At 56.2% G+C, this 15,762-nt stretch carries 11 protein-coding genes and 2 pseudogenes; 9 read left to right on the top strand and 4 right to left on the bottom strand.

Annotation, left to right across the window (positions count from 1 at the left end):
- Positions 1–5: 5 nt before the first annotated feature.
- Positions 6–341, top strand: coding sequence for a carboxymuconolactone decarboxylase family protein (locus tag LJE94_01640; protein MCG6908806.1), 336 nt, complete (start codon positions 6–8; stop codon positions 339–341).
- Positions 342–459: 118 nt separating this feature from the next.
- The gene (locus LJE94_01635) at positions 460–2,193 is read left to right on the top strand and encodes a glutaconyl-CoA decarboxylase subunit alpha (protein ID MCG6908805.1); all 1,734 of its coding nucleotides are present in this window, start codon (positions 460–462) and stop codon (positions 2,191–2,193) included.
- Positions 2,194–2,254: 61 nt separating this feature from the next.
- On the opposite strand, the gene LJE94_01630 is transcribed toward LJE94_01635, so the two are convergent.
- The 4 genes from LJE94_01630 to LJE94_01615 all read right to left on the bottom strand — a co-directional run bounded on the left by LJE94_01630 (position 2,255) and on the right by LJE94_01615 (position 6,977).
- Positions 2,255–3,391 carry an MFS transporter gene (locus LJE94_01630; protein MCG6908804.1) on the bottom strand — a complete coding sequence of 379 codons (1,137 nt, stop codon included), beginning with the start codon at positions 3,389–3,391 and terminating at the stop codon, positions 2,255–2,257.
- A 166-nt stretch (positions 3,392–3,557) separates the two neighbouring features.
- Positions 3,558–4,217 carry an HAD-IB family hydrolase gene (locus LJE94_01625; GenBank protein ID MCG6908803.1) on the bottom strand — a complete coding sequence of 220 codons (660 nt, stop codon included), beginning with the start codon at positions 4,215–4,217 and terminating at the stop codon, positions 3,558–3,560.
- A 215-nt stretch (positions 4,218–4,432) separates the two neighbouring features.
- Positions 4,433–5,518, bottom strand: a complete 1,086-nt coding sequence (locus LJE94_01620) for a hypothetical protein (protein MCG6908802.1) — start codon at positions 5,516–5,518, stop codon at positions 4,433–4,435.
- Positions 5,519–5,714: 196 nt separating this feature from the next.
- On the bottom strand, positions 5,715–6,977 hold the full coding sequence (locus LJE94_01615) for an MFS transporter (protein MCG6908801.1): 1,263 nt from the start codon (positions 6,975–6,977) through the stop codon (positions 5,715–5,717).
- Between the two features lie 125 nt (positions 6,978–7,102).
- Between LJE94_01615 and LJE94_01610 the strand changes: the two genes are divergently transcribed.
- The 7 genes and pseudogenes from LJE94_01610 to LJE94_01580 all read left to right on the top strand — a co-directional run bounded on the left by LJE94_01610 (position 7,103) and on the right by LJE94_01580 (position 15,758).
- Positions 7,103–8,854 carry a sigma 54-interacting transcriptional regulator gene (locus LJE94_01610; GenBank protein MCG6908800.1) on the top strand — a complete coding sequence of 584 codons (1,752 nt, stop codon included), beginning with the start codon at positions 7,103–7,105 and terminating at the stop codon, positions 8,852–8,854.
- A gap of 369 nt (positions 8,855–9,223) precedes the next feature.
- Positions 9,224–10,660 carry a trimethylamine methyltransferase family protein gene (locus tag LJE94_01605; GenBank protein MCG6908799.1) on the top strand — a complete coding sequence of 479 codons (1,437 nt, stop codon included), beginning with the start codon at positions 9,224–9,226 and terminating at the stop codon, positions 10,658–10,660.
- Positions 10,657–12,129 (top strand): annotated as a pseudogene (locus LJE94_01600) (trimethylamine methyltransferase family protein). Before LJE94_01605 ends, LJE94_01600 begins: the two are co-directional and overlap by 4 nt.
- Before the next feature lie 162 nt (positions 12,130–12,291).
- Positions 12,292–13,089, top strand: a complete 798-nt coding sequence (locus LJE94_01595) for a methyltetrahydrofolate cobalamin methyltransferase (protein ID MCG6908798.1) — start codon at positions 12,292–12,294, stop codon at positions 13,087–13,089.
- Positions 13,090–13,315: 226 nt separating this feature from the next.
- Positions 13,316–14,689 (top strand): annotated as a pseudogene (mtbB, locus tag LJE94_01590) ([dimethylamine--corrinoid protein] Co-methyltransferase).
- 86 nt (positions 14,690–14,775) lie between these two features.
- Complete coding sequence (locus tag LJE94_01585; GenBank protein ID MCG6908797.1) at positions 14,776–15,417, top strand: B12-binding domain-containing protein; 642 nt, start codon at positions 14,776–14,778, stop codon at positions 15,415–15,417.
- Positions 15,418–15,485: 68 nt separating this feature from the next.
- Positions 15,486–15,758 (top strand): hypothetical protein, encoded by a 273-nt coding sequence (locus LJE94_01580; GenBank protein MCG6908796.1) that lies wholly within the window; start codon positions 15,486–15,488, stop codon positions 15,756–15,758.
- Positions 15,759–15,762 lie beyond the last annotated feature (4 nt).

Here is a 15,762-nt window from a genome sequence, read left to right as displayed (position 1 = left end):
AGGGCGTGGAAGGGGAGCGCCCCTTCGACCTGTGGCGGGCGTTCGACAAGGAACTGGCAAAGGATATGTCCCTGTTCATCACCGGCAGGATGTATGCCCGTGAAAAACTGCCCCATGCGACAAGACAGCTTATCACCGTTTCCGCATTGACCGTACTTTCCCGGCTCGATGAACTGAAACTGCACGTCCAGGCGGCTCTGAACGTGGGTTGCCCGCCTCAGTATATCGCCGAAACCATGTTCCAGACTTTGGTGTACGGGGGGGTTCCCGCGACCAATGCCGCCCTGAAGGTGTTGCGGGAGGTTTTGCAAGAACGGGACGAGTGGCCGATCAGCCAGTAAAATATGCAAACTCGTTTTACGTTTTAGGTTTTACGTGTTACGTCAAGTTATTCGCTCTATGCTTTCAGACGGCCTAAAACCTAACACGTGCAACGTAAAATGACATTCAGGAGCTACCATGCGACCTTATTTTGAAAAAATGCCGGAATTCGGAAAAGAGCTCAACAAGGGACAGATCGCCAGCAGCGAGGAAAACGTCGAACAGATTAAAGGTGTCGAAGCCGAGATCGAGACGGAAGTGGACAAGGTAAAGGTGTTGGGCTTCCCCGAGGAAAAGATAAATGCCCGCGGACAAATGACCGTGTGGCAGCGTCTGCGCTACCTGGTCGACCCTGGCACCTGGTGCCCTCTGCACACGCTTTACAACCCTGAGGACAACCAGGAAGGCAGCACCAATGTTTTCGATGGGCTGGGAAAAATTGCCGGAAAATGGGCCGTGATCATCGGATTCGACAACAAGGTGATGGCCGGTGCCTGGCTGCCGGGACAGTATGAAAATATCCTGCGGGTGACCAATCTTTCCAAACGGCTGAATATTCCCCTTGTCTGGCTGGTGAACTGCAGCGGCGTCAAACTTACGGAACAGGAAAAGTTCTACGCCAACCGGAGGGGCGGCGGGACGACTTTTTTCCGCCATGCCGAGCTGGAGCAGCTGGGTATTCCCATCCTGGCGGCTATTTACGGCACCAACCCGGCCGGCGGGGGCTACCAGGGCATCAGCCCCACCATCCTGTTTGCCCACAAGAATTGCAACATCGCCGTAGGCGGGGGAGGGATCCTGAGCGGCATGTCCCCCAAGGGATACTTCGATCTGGAAGGCGCCGAAGCACTTATCAATGCCGCCAAGCAGTTCAAGGCCAAACCGCCCGGCTCGACGTCCATCCACTACGACAAGACCGGATTTTTCCGCTATGTCTATGAAAAGGAAACCGAGGTACTGGACGGCGTCAAGGACTACATGAAGGACATGCCGGCGTACAATCCCAAGTTTTTCCGCGTGGCCGAACCCAAAGAGCCGCGTTTCCCCGCCGAGGATCTCTACCGCCTGATCCCTTTCAATCAAAAGCAGATGTACAGTTTCGACGAGGTCCTGGCAAGGCTGGTGGACAACAGCGAACACATGGAGTACCGCCCGGGATACGGCCCGGAGGTCTACACGGGCCTGGTGAAAATCGACGGATTCCTGATGGGCTGCATCGGCAACCGGCAGGGTTTTCTGGGTGAGGAGTATCCCGAATACGCCGATTATCCCGGCATCGGCGGCAAGCTGTACAGGCAGGGGCTGATCAAAATGAACGAGTTCGTCACCCTCTGCGGGAGAGACCGGGTACCCATCATCTGGTTTCAGGATACGTCGGGAATCGATGTGGGCGATATTGCTGAACAGGCGGAGCTGCTGGGGCTGGGGCAGAGCCTGATTTACTCGATTCAACAGACGGATGTGCCCCAGATACTGGTGCTTCTCAGGAAGGGTACGGCCGCCGCCCACTATGTCATGGGCGGACCCGTTGCCAACCGGCACAATGCCTTTACCCTCGGCATCGCCACGTCGGAAATTTATGTCATGCACGGAGAGACGGCTGCTGCGGCCAGCTTTTCAAGGCGCTTGGTCAAGGAAAAGGACGCCGGCAGGGACCTCGAACCCGTCATCGACAAAATGAACAAGATGGCCCAGGAGTACCATGACTACTCACGGCCGCTGTACTGCGCCCAAAAAGGCTTTGTCGATGAAATCGCCCCCATGACGGACGTCCGCAAGTACCTTGCGGCCTTTGCCGGTTGCGTCTATCAGAATCCCAAATCCATCTGTCCCCAGCACCAGATGCTGCTGCCGAGGTCGATTAAGGGGTGAGCGGGAAGTCAAACCACCCCTAAAAAAGGTAGCATGTCAATGGCCCCGAGAGTGGCATTGTCTATCGCATGTCTATGCGAATCAGCTGTACGGCCGCCAGGGAAACAATGCTCATGCAGGCTCCGGCGATGAAGGGGATGCGGTAGTCCAGCATCCAGAGCAGGCCGCCCAGGGTTGGCAAAACCACGGCCGCAATGTGATTGATGGTAAAGCCCACAGCCATGCTCGGGGCGATGTCCCGTGGATCGGCCACTTTTTGGAAGTAGGTCTGGATGGCCATGGCAAAGCCGAAAAAGATGTGGTCCAGAACATACAGGAAGGCCACCATCAGCCGGTTGTCCACATAGGCGTATGCCAGAAACACGATAATCAGACTGGCGTATTCGAGGGAGAGCAGCTTGCGTTCGCCGAAGCGGACGATACTTTTGGCGATCAGGGGACTCAGGTAATACCGGATGACGTTGTTGACCACGAACAGGATTGTGACCTCCTGAACCGAGTATTCGAAGCGCTTGACCAGCAGAAAAACGGCAAAGGCCATGAATATCTGACGCCTCGCACCCGCCATGAACGTCAGGAAGTAAAACAGCCAGTACTTCTTTCTCAGGACCATCCGCTTCCTCTGAGGGGCAAGGTCGGTACGCTCCGGGTTCTGGCCGAATCCCCACAGGGCCACCCCCACGATGAAGAGCCCGATGATCATATAGGTCATGGAATAGTATAGGAAGAAGGACACCAGAAAGATGAACAGGCCGATGCCGATGTTGGAAGCCGCGGCGATGCTGTATTGCCGGCCGAACACCTGGGGGGCCTGCACCTTGTTGAAGTACTGCAGGGTCAGCGACTGGTTGGTGGTTTCGTAGTAGTGAAATCCGAAGCTGGATATCAGCGTGGTGATGGTCAGACCGGTAAAGGTGGGAAACAAGCCGGTCAGACCCAATCCGCACCCCAGCAGAAGGATGGACAGGGCCGACAGCCGGTGCTCCTTGATGACCAGCATGACGTAGATGGCCAGGAGGGCCAGGAAGCCGGGAATCTCCCGCACGGATTGGATGACGCCCACGTGTTTGCCTTCCAGCCCGGCTACCTCAACGGCAAAATTGTTGAACAGGGTCTGCCAGGCCTGCAGGCCGACGGCCGAGGCGATCGTCAGCATGATCAGGTAGCGGTACATGGGGTTTTCGCGAATTTCATCCATGGGAAAGCTCACAGCTGACAGCCTGTAGCTCATAGCCTGCCATCAGCAATGAGCTATGACCTATAAGCTGATTTTCATTTGACCCCTCGACCTCTGGCTCCCTGCCCCCAAAGTCTTCGGCTTTAGCCGAGGGTCTTTGCGACATCCGTCGTCGGGTTTGTATTTTCTATCGGTACCGCATGACCGGCCAGTCGTTCTGCCGGGCCACTCCCGCCAGCTTTTCCGTGGGCTCCACGGCAACGGGGTTCCCTACCGTTCGCAGCAGCGGGATGTCGGCGCCGCTGTTGCCGTAGGCATAGGACTTGCCCAAATCGATGCCTTCCCTGCGGGCGATCTCTTCGGCGTAGATCTTTTTATAGGCGTTCAGGCAGACAGGGCCGTCGGGACGGCCGGTCAAGCGTCCGTTCCCGCGCATCTCCAGGTCCGTGCAGATCAGGTAGTGGAATCCCAGGTCATCGGCGACCGGCTTCAACAGGTAGCGCACCGAACCGGAGATCAGGATCAGGCGGTGGCCGGCCTTCCGGTGCTCCCGCACCTTGTCGGCAACGTTGGGCGCCAGCCTGGGCTTCAGGTGATTTTTGTAAAAGGCATCGGCTCCCTGTTCGAAATCTGCCAGGGGCTTGTTCTTGTAGAAACGGATCATCCTCCGGGCCATGGTGTCGTCGGAGATCAGACCGCGTTGGTACAGGAAGTTGAAAAACAGCACTTTGGCGATAAAAAAGCGTCCGGCATGGCCCTCGTCGTAAAGGTATTGAATGCCGACCCTGCCGCTCTCCACTTCCAGGAGGGTTTCGTCGAAATCGAAAAATGCACCGATGTTTTTCATAGAGGACAATCTATTTACCTCATATCAAGAAAATCCACTTAAATTCCAATATCCAAGCACCAAATAACAAACAATATGCAATTCTCAAAGGTCAAAATTCCAATTGAACGGTTTGTGATTTGGTGATTGGAATTTGGTGCTTGCTGTTTGGGATTTCCATCAGGAATCGATAGCAATTCAGTCGCTATGACATCGAATCTTCATTTCCAGCACCATCAGACATAGCTGCCGAACTCCCTGGTCGCTTCGAACATTGCGATACAGTTTTCGGGATCCACGCCCGGGTGCAGCGTGTTGGACGAGCAGATGATCAGACCGCCCCCTTCAGCCGCATCCGCGATGGCGGTGCGAACGGCTTCCCGGACTTGCTCAGGGGTTCCATGGGGCAACAGCTCCTGGCAATCGATGTTGCCCAAAAGGCACAAGCGGTCGCCGCAATAGGCCTTGACCTTTTTCAACGCCATGTCGGCCTGGGGTTCCAGGGGATTCAGGCCGTCGTACCCCGACTCGATCAGGATGTCGAGAATGGGCCACAGATTACCGTCGCTGTGGCGCACAACCTTCAGACCGGCATCGTGGGCTCTGTCCACCAATTTCCGATTGTACGGATTGATGAAGGTGGCAAAATGCTCCGGTGAGACCAGGGTGTTGTTCTTGTCGGCGATGTCGTCTTCGACAATGAGTACATCCAGGCCGGCATCGATGAGCATCTCCAACTGGGCGAGACTGAACTGCGTCACCATCTCGGCTACCCGGTGGATGAATTCGGGGTTGTCGAACATCATCATCATGAAATTCTGCATGCCGATGAGGCGCCAACTGCGTACGAAAGCCCCCCGCATCATCCAGAAAACGGCTTTCTCGTCCTTGAAGCGGTCCTTCATCAGGTCGACCATCAGCAAATGGTCCCGGGACGGCGCCGGCGGCTGGTAGTGTTCCAGGTCGGCCACGGTTTCGACCGGATGGTGGGTCGGGACCGGTATGCCGTGCGGACTGCGGGTGAAACCGACCCCCCAGTCGTCTATAAGGTCCCGATCGTCGGAGAATTCGGTTCCCGGCCCGATGGGCAGGCAGGTGTAGCCGTCGATGCCGAATGCATCCAGCAGTTTCAGCAGCGTTTCGATGAGCAGCCCCTTTTCCGAGTCGTTCATCTGGTGAAGCTGCTTGCCGAGGGGCAGTCCCTCCACCAGGTGTTTCCCCACCCCCATGATCGGCCCCTCATTGATGCCGTGAATAAAGAGTGGGACCCGGTCGGCCTCCTCGATGCCCAGTGCCTTCAGAATTCTCTGTTTTCCGGTCATGGCGATATTCCTTTCCATTCCTCCACCGTTGCTGTTGACAGTCGATGTTGCTCGAGGAACGATGTTGCTGTAACGGTTTTTCGTTTTAAGTGTTAGGTGTTCGTCTTGAACGCCGAACGGCAGAAGCAATGGGTCAGTTCTCAAAGCTGCATACGGAAATCCATTTAAAACGTAACTCCTAAAACCTGAAACGACATTATTCCATTTCAATCTCTACGCTTGCAATGGTTGAAAGGTCGCGGCTGTAAAAAAAGGAGCCCGCCAGAAAGAGCAGCCCGGCGGCCAGTGCGAAAAGCGGCAGAAATTTGAACGCCGTTTCGAGGCTGTAACCGTCGGACATGGCGCCGACGAACAACGGGCCCAGGGGACTGCCCAGCGTGTGCTGGATAACGATGTTGATGCTCAGGGAGATGGCCCGCAATCCCGGGTGGACGACATCCTGGGTCACGGCCACACCCGAAGGGACGAACATGATCAGGGTGACACCGGACAGCAAAAGGACGACGTACTGCGAATTTCCGGCAAGACCGCTAAAGGCGATCGTAAGGATGAGCGCCGAAACGATCGAAGAAAGCGCCGGAAAAAGCATTCTGCCCCGCTGGAATCGCTCTGTCCACCGGTCTGCCAGATAGCCTCCCAAAGGTGCCCCGATGATCGCCATGAACATCACCAGCCCGCTTTTGGGCCCGGCGTGGCTCATGGGAATGCCTTCGAGACGGTGGAAATAGGTGGGCAGCCAGCTCATCAGGGCGGTGGTGACGAATACATTGGCGGCAAATGCCAGATTGTTGAAGACCAGGGACGGTTTGAGAAAGGTCCGGATGGTGAAGGACGCAACGCTGGTACGACCTGAACGGGCATCGGGGTCCCCGCTCCCTGGAGGGTTCAGGCGGACGGTCTTGTAATCCCTGACCCGAAAAAAAAGCAGGGCCAGGATCAGGCCGGGAAGGGCCACGATGCCGAAGGCATGGCGCCATCCCAGCTTTTCGGCGATGATGCCGCCTGCGGCGATACCGATAGCGCTTCCCAGCGGTATGGCGGCATTCCATATTCCCAGCATCCTGGCCCTCTTTCGGCTGGGGTAGAGGGCGGAAATCAGGGCGGCGCCACCCGGTGCATAGCCGGCCTCACCGGTACCGATGGCAATACGGGCGGTGAACAGCTGTCTGAAGTTTCTGGTAAAGACGCAGAGAAGGGTGGCGATACTCCAAAAAATCGCCATCAGGCCGATGGTCTTTTTGCGGCTCCACCGGTCGATGAGGATGGAAACGGGGAAGGAAAAAAGGAGTATGGACCAGTAGACAGCCGATACAAGCAGCCCGCACTGGGTGTCGGAAATATGCCAGGCCTCCTTCAGGAAAGGGAAAAGCGAAACGATTACCATTCTGTCGATGTAGTCGAACATGTACAGCAGAAACAAAAGGGTAAAGGCGAAGCGTGCATTGCCGGCGTTTTTCATGGCCCTCCCGTTTTTTTTCTTTATTTTTTCAGGGGAATTGCATATCGTTTGGAATACGTAAGTCATTATAATTAAAAAGGCAAATCATTTTCAGTGCCTGCTATCCGGTTCGGTTAGAAATAGCCATGATGAAAGAAATCGCGTTGAAAAAGGTCGTCGATGCCGCCAGTACGGGCATCCTGTCCACGGACGGTGACGGTCGGCTCATTTTCTGCAATGAACAGGCCTCCGCGATTTTGTGCGTCGATGTTTCCGTGACACTCGGCGAACCCATTTCCGCTTCCTGTCCCAAGATGGCCCAACCGGTGGCAACGTGTCTTGCGACCGGCGATCCCCAGTTGGGACAGCACATCCAAAACGAAGGGAAAGCGCTTATCCTGGACGTTACTCCCATACGTGAAAACAACAGGGTGTTAGGCGCCGTTTGTTGCATCAAGGATACGAATGCGTTTCAACAGAAACAGGCCGCCCTGCAGCTGGAGTCCTACAAACGCCTCAACGAGCAGTTCGAGACCGTATTCAATGCATCTTCCGATGGCATCTGGGTTTTAGACAATGCCGGAACGGTCATCGACGTCAACCAGGCGGCCGAGCGGTATATCGGCATCGCCGCCGAAGATGTCATTGGCAGAAATATCGAATACCTCGTGGAAAACGGGTACATGGACAAGGCGGTGACACCCATGGTGCTGTCAAGCAAACGGCAGGTGAACCTGCTTCAATATGTTCACCGCACGCAGAAATACGTTCTGGCCACGGGGACACCGGCCTTCGACGAGAATGGGGAGATTTCCCTGGTCGTGGTCAACGAAAGAGACATGACCCGCCTCAACGAACTTCTGGAGCAGTTGGACGAAACCCGGCGGGTGTCCAACCGCTACCGGCAGGAACTCGCGGAGCTGAGCGTGCTGGAACTCAAGCACGGTGAAATCATAGCGGAGAGCCAGGCCATGCAGCAGGTGCTGAAGACCGCCCTGAAACTTGCCCCTATGGAGGTGTCCAATATCCTCATCCAGGGAGAATCCGGAACGGGAAAGGGGCTCCTGGCCAAGTTCATTCACCAGAACAGCCCCAGAGCCGGCAAGCCTTTTATCCAGATAAACTGCGCCGCCCTGCCGGAAAATCTGCTGGAAGCCGAGTTGTTCGGTTATGAGAGGGGCGCTTTCACCGGGGCCCATCAAAAGGGCAAAATCGGCCTGTTCGAGCTGGCCCAGGGAGGGACGCTGATGCTGGATGAAATCGGCGACCTTCCTTTTTCCATGCAGGCCAAACTGCTGAAGTGTCTTGAAGATCTGGAGATCATGCATTTAGGGGGGCTCGAACCGATCAAAATAGATTGTATCGTGATTGCCGCCACGAATCAGAATCTGGAAAGCCTGGTTGCCGGGGAGGCGTTCCGTAAAGACCTGTACTACCGTCTCAATACCTTCAACATCCGTATACCGGCCCTCAGGGAGCGCCCGGAAGATATTTTCGAACTGGCCAATGCCTTTCTGGACAGGTACAACCGGACCTTTAAGCAGGACAAACGGCTTTCCTACCGGGCCATTGAAAAGCTGGAACTGTACGACTTTCCGGGTAATGTGCGGGAGTTGAAGAATCTGATTAAGAAAGCGGTGGTGATGGGGGACGGCCGACGGATCGACGACATCGTTTTCCAGGGTTTGGATTTGCAGTACCGACCGGAGCCTGTGACCGATGCCGAGGGGGACGACGACCGCTGCTATCTTGTGGAAAAGTTGGACCATGTGGAGATGAAGGTGCTGAAAAACGCCTTGGCCCACTGCCGCTCGACCCGGGAAATGGCCAGGTATCTGGGAATCAGCCAGCCCAGCGTTGTCAGGAAACTGAAAAAGCACGGTTTGTCCATGCAGTGATTCATTATTGAATCAGACGGGCTTCAGCGTTTCATCAACAATCCGGCGGTCACAGGGTATGCCTTGGTTTAATATGATTCTTTGAAAAATAAATCCGCCACCCGCTTAGGGCATACGGAACGTTATTCTTATAAACACTATAGCAAGCGGACCGGTATCAACATCGTGCCGACCGGCCGGTTCCTGTGCGCCGGATGTGATCCACTTTTGAATCGAAGCGAGGCGCCCTTGCATGAATGGATGACATATCCAATTGAAATCATACAAAAAAAATATGCAGGCGGCTGTGGCTCGACTTTTGCAGAAAAATTATCGAAATTACATGTCTCATGCGATGATATACACCGTTGGAACGGCGAAAGGGGCGCCATGGCCAATTTAAGTTTAAGCGGGTTTGCGGACGCGGATATCGATCTGATTCACGAGGCCACCGTAGCGATTCTGGAGAAAACCGGCGTCAGGGTGGCGTCGCAAGAGGCGGCCGAGATCTATCAGGGGTACGGTGCCCATACGGAAAAGGACGGCGATGGATTCAGGGTGAAGATCCCGGCGCATCTTATGGAGGAGTGCGTACGCCTGGCACCGGGAAAGATCACCCTGTACGGCAGAGACCCCGGGCATGACGTCGTCCTGGAGAAGGGGTTTTCGTGTTTCACCCTCTTCGGAGAGAACGTCAGGATTATCGACCCTTATACACTGACGCTCAGGGCCTGCACAAAAAAGGATCTCGGGCAGGCCACCCGGGTGGCCGATGCCCTGGATGAGATCGCCATCGTAGAAAAATGCATGGGGTCGCATGAAAAACCCGCCCACACCCAGTCGCTGCACAACTATGAAGCCATGGTCACCAATACGGGAAAGCATGTCCTGCACGGCTTTTTCAGTGCAGAAAACACCAGAAAAATCGTAGAAATGGCAGCGGCCTGCTCCGGTGGCATGGCCGCCTTCCAAAAACGCCCCTGCGTTACGTGCGTGGTCTGCCCCACCAGCCCGCTGACCCTGGTGAAGCAGTGTTGTGAGGTCATCATCGAGGCGGCCCGCTGCGGGGTCGGGCTCTGTTGTGTAACCATGCCGCTGAGCGGCATCACGGCTCCGACCACCCTGGCGGGAACCCTGGCCGTACAGAACGCGGAGCTCTTAAGTGCGCTGACGCTTGCCCAACTCGTCCGGAAACACACGCCCTTCATATACGGCAGCTGTGCCACCATCATGGATTTGAAAACCGGAAATCCCGCCATGGGCGCCCCGGAAAACGGCCTGCTGACCGCTGCCACGGCAAGGCTGGCGCAGTACTACGACGTTCCCAGCTGGTGCGGCGCCGGTATTACGGGCAGCAAAATCCCCGATGCCCAAGCCGCCTATGAATTTGTCCTCAACACCTCCCTGGCAAGACTGTCCGGAGCCAACATTCTTTTCAGCTGTGGAGGCATCGAGTATGGGCTGACCTTCGACTATGCGAAGCTTGTCATGGATGCGGAGTACATCAAAAAGCTCGACCTGGCGGCGAGAGGCCTGGACGTCTCCCCGGAAGCGCTGGCCCTGGATGTGATCACAGACGTCGGCCCGGCCGGCGAGTTTTTGACACATGCGCATACCATGCGGCACATGCGCGGTATGTCCGCAGGCGGCCTGTTCGACCGCTCCAGCCGTGACGCCTGGGAGGAGAACGCCGGCGGCCGCAGCGTGACGGAAAGGGCCTATGAAAAGGCAAGAGAGATCCTGGAAACCCATCGACCCTTGCCGCTGCCCGACGGGGCGGCTGCAAGGATGAAATCCATCATCGCAGAAATGGAGGTGAACCAGTGAGAAGAAATCTGCACGCCGGGAAAAGGCAAAGCGGTGGACTGAGCCTCAATGTTTTTACCCGGGAGGAATTGGACGACATTCATTTTGCCACCCTTGAAGTGCTGGAACAAACCGGACTTCTGATCGACAACGACGAGGCCCTGGAGATTTTCCACGGATCCGGCGCCAGGGTGGACAAACAAAAGAGAATCGTGAAGATCCCGCCCTTCATCGTGGAAGATGCCATCCGATCCGCGCCCTCGAAACTGTTTCTCGCCGGACGCAACCCCAAGAACGATTTCATCATGGAAGGCAACCGGGTCGGATTCACGAACTTCGGCGAGGGGGTGTTCATTATCGATCCCTACACCGGGGAGCACCGCGAGACAACCAAGGCGGACGTGGCCAATTCAGCCAAAATATGCGACTACCTGAGCGACGTGGATGTGTACGAACGTGCCGTAGGCGCCTCGGATGTCCCCATGGAAACCGTACAGTTGCACAACGCCGAGGCCTGGTTGCCCAACACCTCCAAGCATGGATTCATGGGGCCCGGAAACGCCTATCTCATGCGTAAAATAACCGACATGGCGGCGGCTATCGCCGGCGGCATGGACAACCTGCTCGAAAGACCGATCGTTTCTTTTATTACCTGCCCGGTGAGTCCGCTGAAGCTGGTCCCGGAGACGTGTGAGATCATCATGGAGGGCGCCCGTTCGGGCATGGCGGTCAACGTTCTTTCCATGGCCATGGCCGGAGGGTCTTCACCGGTGACCCTGGCCGGAACGCTGGTGGACCACAATGCCGAGGTGTTGGGGGGCGTCGTGTTGAGCCAGCTGACCAGCAAAGGCGCCAAGGTGATTTACGGCAGCTCCACCACCGCCATGGACCTGCGGTTGGCGGCCGCCACCGTGGGAAGCCCGGAGTGCGCGGTCATCAACGCCGCCGTGGCTCAGATGGCCACCTACTACCTGCTGCCAAGCTGGGTTGCCGGCGGGTAGGGCGACAGCAAGGTATGTGATGCCCAAGCCGGTCACGAAACCACACTCACGGGCCTTTTGCCGGCGTTGGCAGGTGCCAACCTGATCTATGGCCTGGGGATGATCGAAATGGGCATGACCATCGATTTCGGACAGCTTGTCATGGACAACGAGTTTGCCCGCATGATCAAGCATGCGGTGCAGGGGGTTCCGGTGAATGATGAAACCCTGGCGGTTGATGTGATCAGGGAAATCGGGGTGGGAAAAGATTTTCTCAGCCACGAAAGCACCTATCGTCACATGCGCAGCCAGTCCCAGCCCAAGATGATCGATCGCACCATGCGCGAGGACTGGGTCGCCGCCGGCAGCACCGACATCTACCAACGGTCACTGGCTGAGGCTAAATTCATCCTTGAAAATCACGAGCCCGACCCCTTGCCGGACGGCGTTCAGGAAACCATACGGTCCATCGTCGAGGAAACCGAGGCCGAACTGGGGGTCATGAAGTGAGATTGGTGTTTCGTATTTCGTGTTTCGTGTTTGGTTTTTAGTGTCTGGTGTTTGGTGTTTAGCGTTTGGGATTTGAGATTTGAAATCTGAAATTTGAGATTCGGGACTTGGAATTTATTTCCAAGTAATTCATCACGGATCGATACGACAAAGGAGAGAGACATGTTAATCGTGGGGGAGCTCATCAATGCAAGCAGAAAGGCAATCAAAGCGGCTATCGAGGCTCATGATGCCGCCGGCATTCAAAAAATCGCCATTGACCAGCATGAGGCCGGTGCCGACTACATCGATGTCAACGCCGGTGTGTTCGTGGGGCAGGAGCCCGAATATCTGAAATGGCTGGTCTCGACGGTGCAGGAAGTCGTGGACGGGCCGTGCTGCATCGACAGCCCGGATCCCAAGGCGATAGAAACCGCACTGGCCGCGCACAAGGGAGTTGCCATGATCAATTCCATATCTCTCGAGAAGGACCGTTACGACGCCCTGTTGCCCATCGTCGCCGGTACCGACCTCAAGGTGGTGGCCCTGTGCATGAGTGACGACGGCATGCCGGAAACCACCGACGACCGCATGGCCATTGCCGACAAACTGGTAAACGGCCTGCTGCAGAACAACGTGCCGGTCGAGAACATATACGTGGACCCCCTGGTGCAACCGGTGTCCACCAACAACCGCTTCGGCGTGGAATTCATGAATGCCATCGAAAAGATCGTGGAGACCTTCAAGGGCATCCACACGGTTTGCGGCCTGTCAAACATATCTTTCGGACTGCCCAACCGGCCCTTTTTGAACCAAACCTTCATGAGCATGGCCATCGCCAAAGGGCTCGACGGGGCGATCATCAATCCTTTGGACAAGAAGATGATGGGCAACATCGTGGCCGCCAATGCCCTGGCCGGCAGGGATGATTTCTGCATGCAGTACCTGACGGCCTACCGGGCCAATAAGCTAGACTTATAGCAAAACATCAAGGTATATGATATAACCTTTAAAAATAAAAAGATATTCGAAATTTTCTATAATATCGATATTGGGATTTAAGATTTCCCTTTATCAGCGGGACCCATGGGTTAGCTGGCATCGTTGGATTAGCGGGTAGCTTAACAAACCCAACAAACCAATGAACCCAACAAACGCAACAAACCCAATAAACGCAAGAATAGGAGGAGGGGGTATGAAAAAAATTATGACCCGTTACGGAGACGGTACGCCCCTGACCATGAGCGCCGGCGAGCTCATGGGCGATCTCGAAGCGGGTTCTCAGGACGCTGCCGAAAGGGGCAACATCCCAACCCTTTCCAAGGAGGAGATCGATCACCTTTTCGAGATTTTCAGCCTGCCTTACAGTTTCGTGAGCGTGGAACCGGGCAATGAGGTGGTCCTCACTTACGACGCCGGGACGCTGAAAATCAGGCGTGTGGGCGTCAATGTCGACCGTATCCAGGCGCTGCAGATCTACGAAAAAATCATGGGGGCCGACACCATGGAACTGTGTCATGTGGACTACAGTTTCAAACCCATCAAGCCGATCGTGACCATGGAGCAGCCCATCCTGGAACAGGCCCTGCTGTCGACGCACATACCGCTTTTCTACGGGGCCATGCCCAATCTCGGCACCTACACGCAGCCGGACGGTCCTTTCCCCAACCCGTCGGAACTGATGCCCATGGGCGATATAGAAGGGGCCCGGGCCTCTTATGACGCCACCGTCGACGAGGCGGTCAAGGATATTGTCTATGCTGCCAGAGCCATGTACGCTTCCGGGGCGGACGGCATCAATCTGGACACGGTGGGAGCCGCCGGGGAGGCGGATTTCAAAGCCAGCCTGAAGGCCGCCGCCATACTGAAGGAGGAGTTTCCCGACATGTGCATCGAAGTGGGCATGGCCGGGGAATTCATATTGGGTATGCATGGGGAGATGGAGTGGGGGGGCGTACGTCTCGCCGGCTTGTACCCCCACGAACAGGTCAAACTGGCCGAGAAAGCCGGTGTGACCATATTCGGACCCGTGGTGAACACCAACACCTCCGAGAGCAGCCCGTGGAACCTGGCCCGTGCCACCACCTTCATGAAAGCCTGCTGTGAAGCGGCCGCCATTCCCGTGCATGTGAACATGGGGATGGGGGTCGGAGCCGTTACCGTCAACGACCACCCACCGGTTGACGTGGTTTCGCGCGCCTCCAAGGCCATGGTGGAAATCTGCCGCCTGGACGGGTTGTAGGTTGGCGTGGGCGACCCCCTGGGGATGGCGTTGACGCATGCGCATGCATCCGGAATGGGCGGAATGCGGGCGGCCGGAGATCTGGTGGCCCGCGTGCAGATGGCCCGGGGAATGCGGATCGCGGACGCCAAAGCGTACGTGGCGGACAAGCTGAAGATTTCCGTTGCCGAATTGACCGATCCGGTGATCATGACGGAGATCCGGGACGATCTTCAGATCGGCAAGATCATGCCGCTGCCGGGGTGCGCCAAGGGAATCGAGGCCAAGTTCCGCATGGCCGAGGTCCTGGATATCGACATCCAATGCGTCGAGCGTTTCAAAAACCGCACGGGGGTGTGATCTGGAGGGCGGTCAACAGGACCAGGCATCCGTTTATCATGAACAAGTGTACATATTCGAATAACACTAAGCCAAGAGGAGACGATATGGTAGACGAGCAGACTATCAAGGAGGCAATTAAAGCGATCGTGGATCACGACGAGGCCAAGGCCGTCGCAATTACTAAAAATTGGATCGACACGGGCAACGACCCCATGGCGATCATGACCGAGGGGTTCATTCCGGGAATCGGCGAAGTCGGTGACCAGTTCGGCCGCGGGCTGCTGTTTCTGCCGGGCCTGGTTCAGTCGGCCGATGTGATGAAAACCGTTACGGACCTGGTCAACGAAGCCCTTCCCGAGAAACAGACTGAAAAGCCGGGCGTTGTCGTCATCGGCACCGTGAAGGGCGATATCCATGACATCGGAAAGGGCATTGTCGTGGCCCTTCTCCGCGCCAACGGCATGATCGTGCACGATATCGGCCGTGACGCGGACACCGAAAAATTCATCGAAGAAGCCGTCAGGGTCGAAGCCGACGTCATTGGAACCAGCACCCTGCTGACGACCACAATGGGGCATCAAAAGGATCTCGAGCAGAAATTGAAAAAAGAGGGCCTGCGTGACAAGTTCAAGACCATTGTCGGCGGTGCACCGGTCACCGCTCGCTGGGCGGCTAAGATCGGCGCGGATGCCTATGCGGAGGATGCACAGGATTCGGTGATAAAAATCAAGGGGTTGATCGGTTAGTCGGCCCCGTGAAGACAGCTAGTGCAAACAGACCGCACAGAGGGGGTGCAACCACCGCAGGGGGGCGGGTGCCGGGCGAAATGCGCTGCGGCTATGACCCCTCCTTCTCCTATGTGGTTATCGAACACCGCCTGGGCCTCGAGGGGCCTGCCGATTTTATCCGCATCCAAGAGGCACTGTCGGGCCTGAAAAAGAAAATCATCAGGCAGGAGGTGGTCCGGGATCCGGCTACCGGTGAAAACCGACTGGTTATTCAAATGAAACGCCAGGAGACGGAGGAAATCATGCTGACCATCCTCGGCAGCGGCCTGAAGAGGGATTTTCGCTGTTATGTATACTGAGGAG

This window comes from Deltaproteobacteria bacterium (assembly GCA_022340465.1).
Classification (GTDB): Bacteria; Desulfobacterota; Desulfobacteria; order Desulfobacterales; family B30-G6; genus JAJDNW01.
Note: the sequence above shows the minus strand (reverse complement) of the source record. Positions and strands in the feature narration are given on the sequence as shown.

Bases quoted from the DNA above. Each gene is read 5' to 3' on its own strand.
- LJE94_01635 (MCG6908805.1), top strand. From the start codon at position 460: ATGCGACCTTATTTTGAAAAAATGCCGGAATTCGGAAAAGAGCTCAAC.
- LJE94_01630 (MCG6908804.1), bottom strand. From the start codon at position 3,391: ATGGATGAAATTCGCGAAAACCCCATGTACCGCTACCTGATCATGCTG.
- LJE94_01625 (MCG6908803.1), bottom strand. From the start codon at position 4,217: ATGAAAAACATCGGTGCATTTTTCGATTTCGACGAAACCCTCCTGGAA.
- LJE94_01620 (MCG6908802.1), bottom strand. From the start codon at position 5,518: ATGACCGGAAAACAGAGAATTCTGAAGGCACTGGGCATCGAGGAGGCC.
- LJE94_01615 (MCG6908801.1), bottom strand. From the start codon at position 6,977: ATGAAAAACGCCGGCAATGCACGCTTCGCCTTTACCCTTTTGTTTCTG.
- LJE94_01610 (MCG6908800.1), top strand. From the start codon at position 7,103: ATGATGAAAGAAATCGCGTTGAAAAAGGTCGTCGATGCCGCCAGTACG.
- LJE94_01605 (MCG6908799.1), top strand. From the start codon at position 9,224: ATGGCCAATTTAAGTTTAAGCGGGTTTGCGGACGCGGATATCGATCTG.
- LJE94_01595 (MCG6908798.1), top strand. From the start codon at position 12,292: ATGTTAATCGTGGGGGAGCTCATCAATGCAAGCAGAAAGGCAATCAAA.
- LJE94_01585 (MCG6908797.1), top strand. From the start codon at position 14,776: ATGGTAGACGAGCAGACTATCAAGGAGGCAATTAAAGCGATCGTGGAT.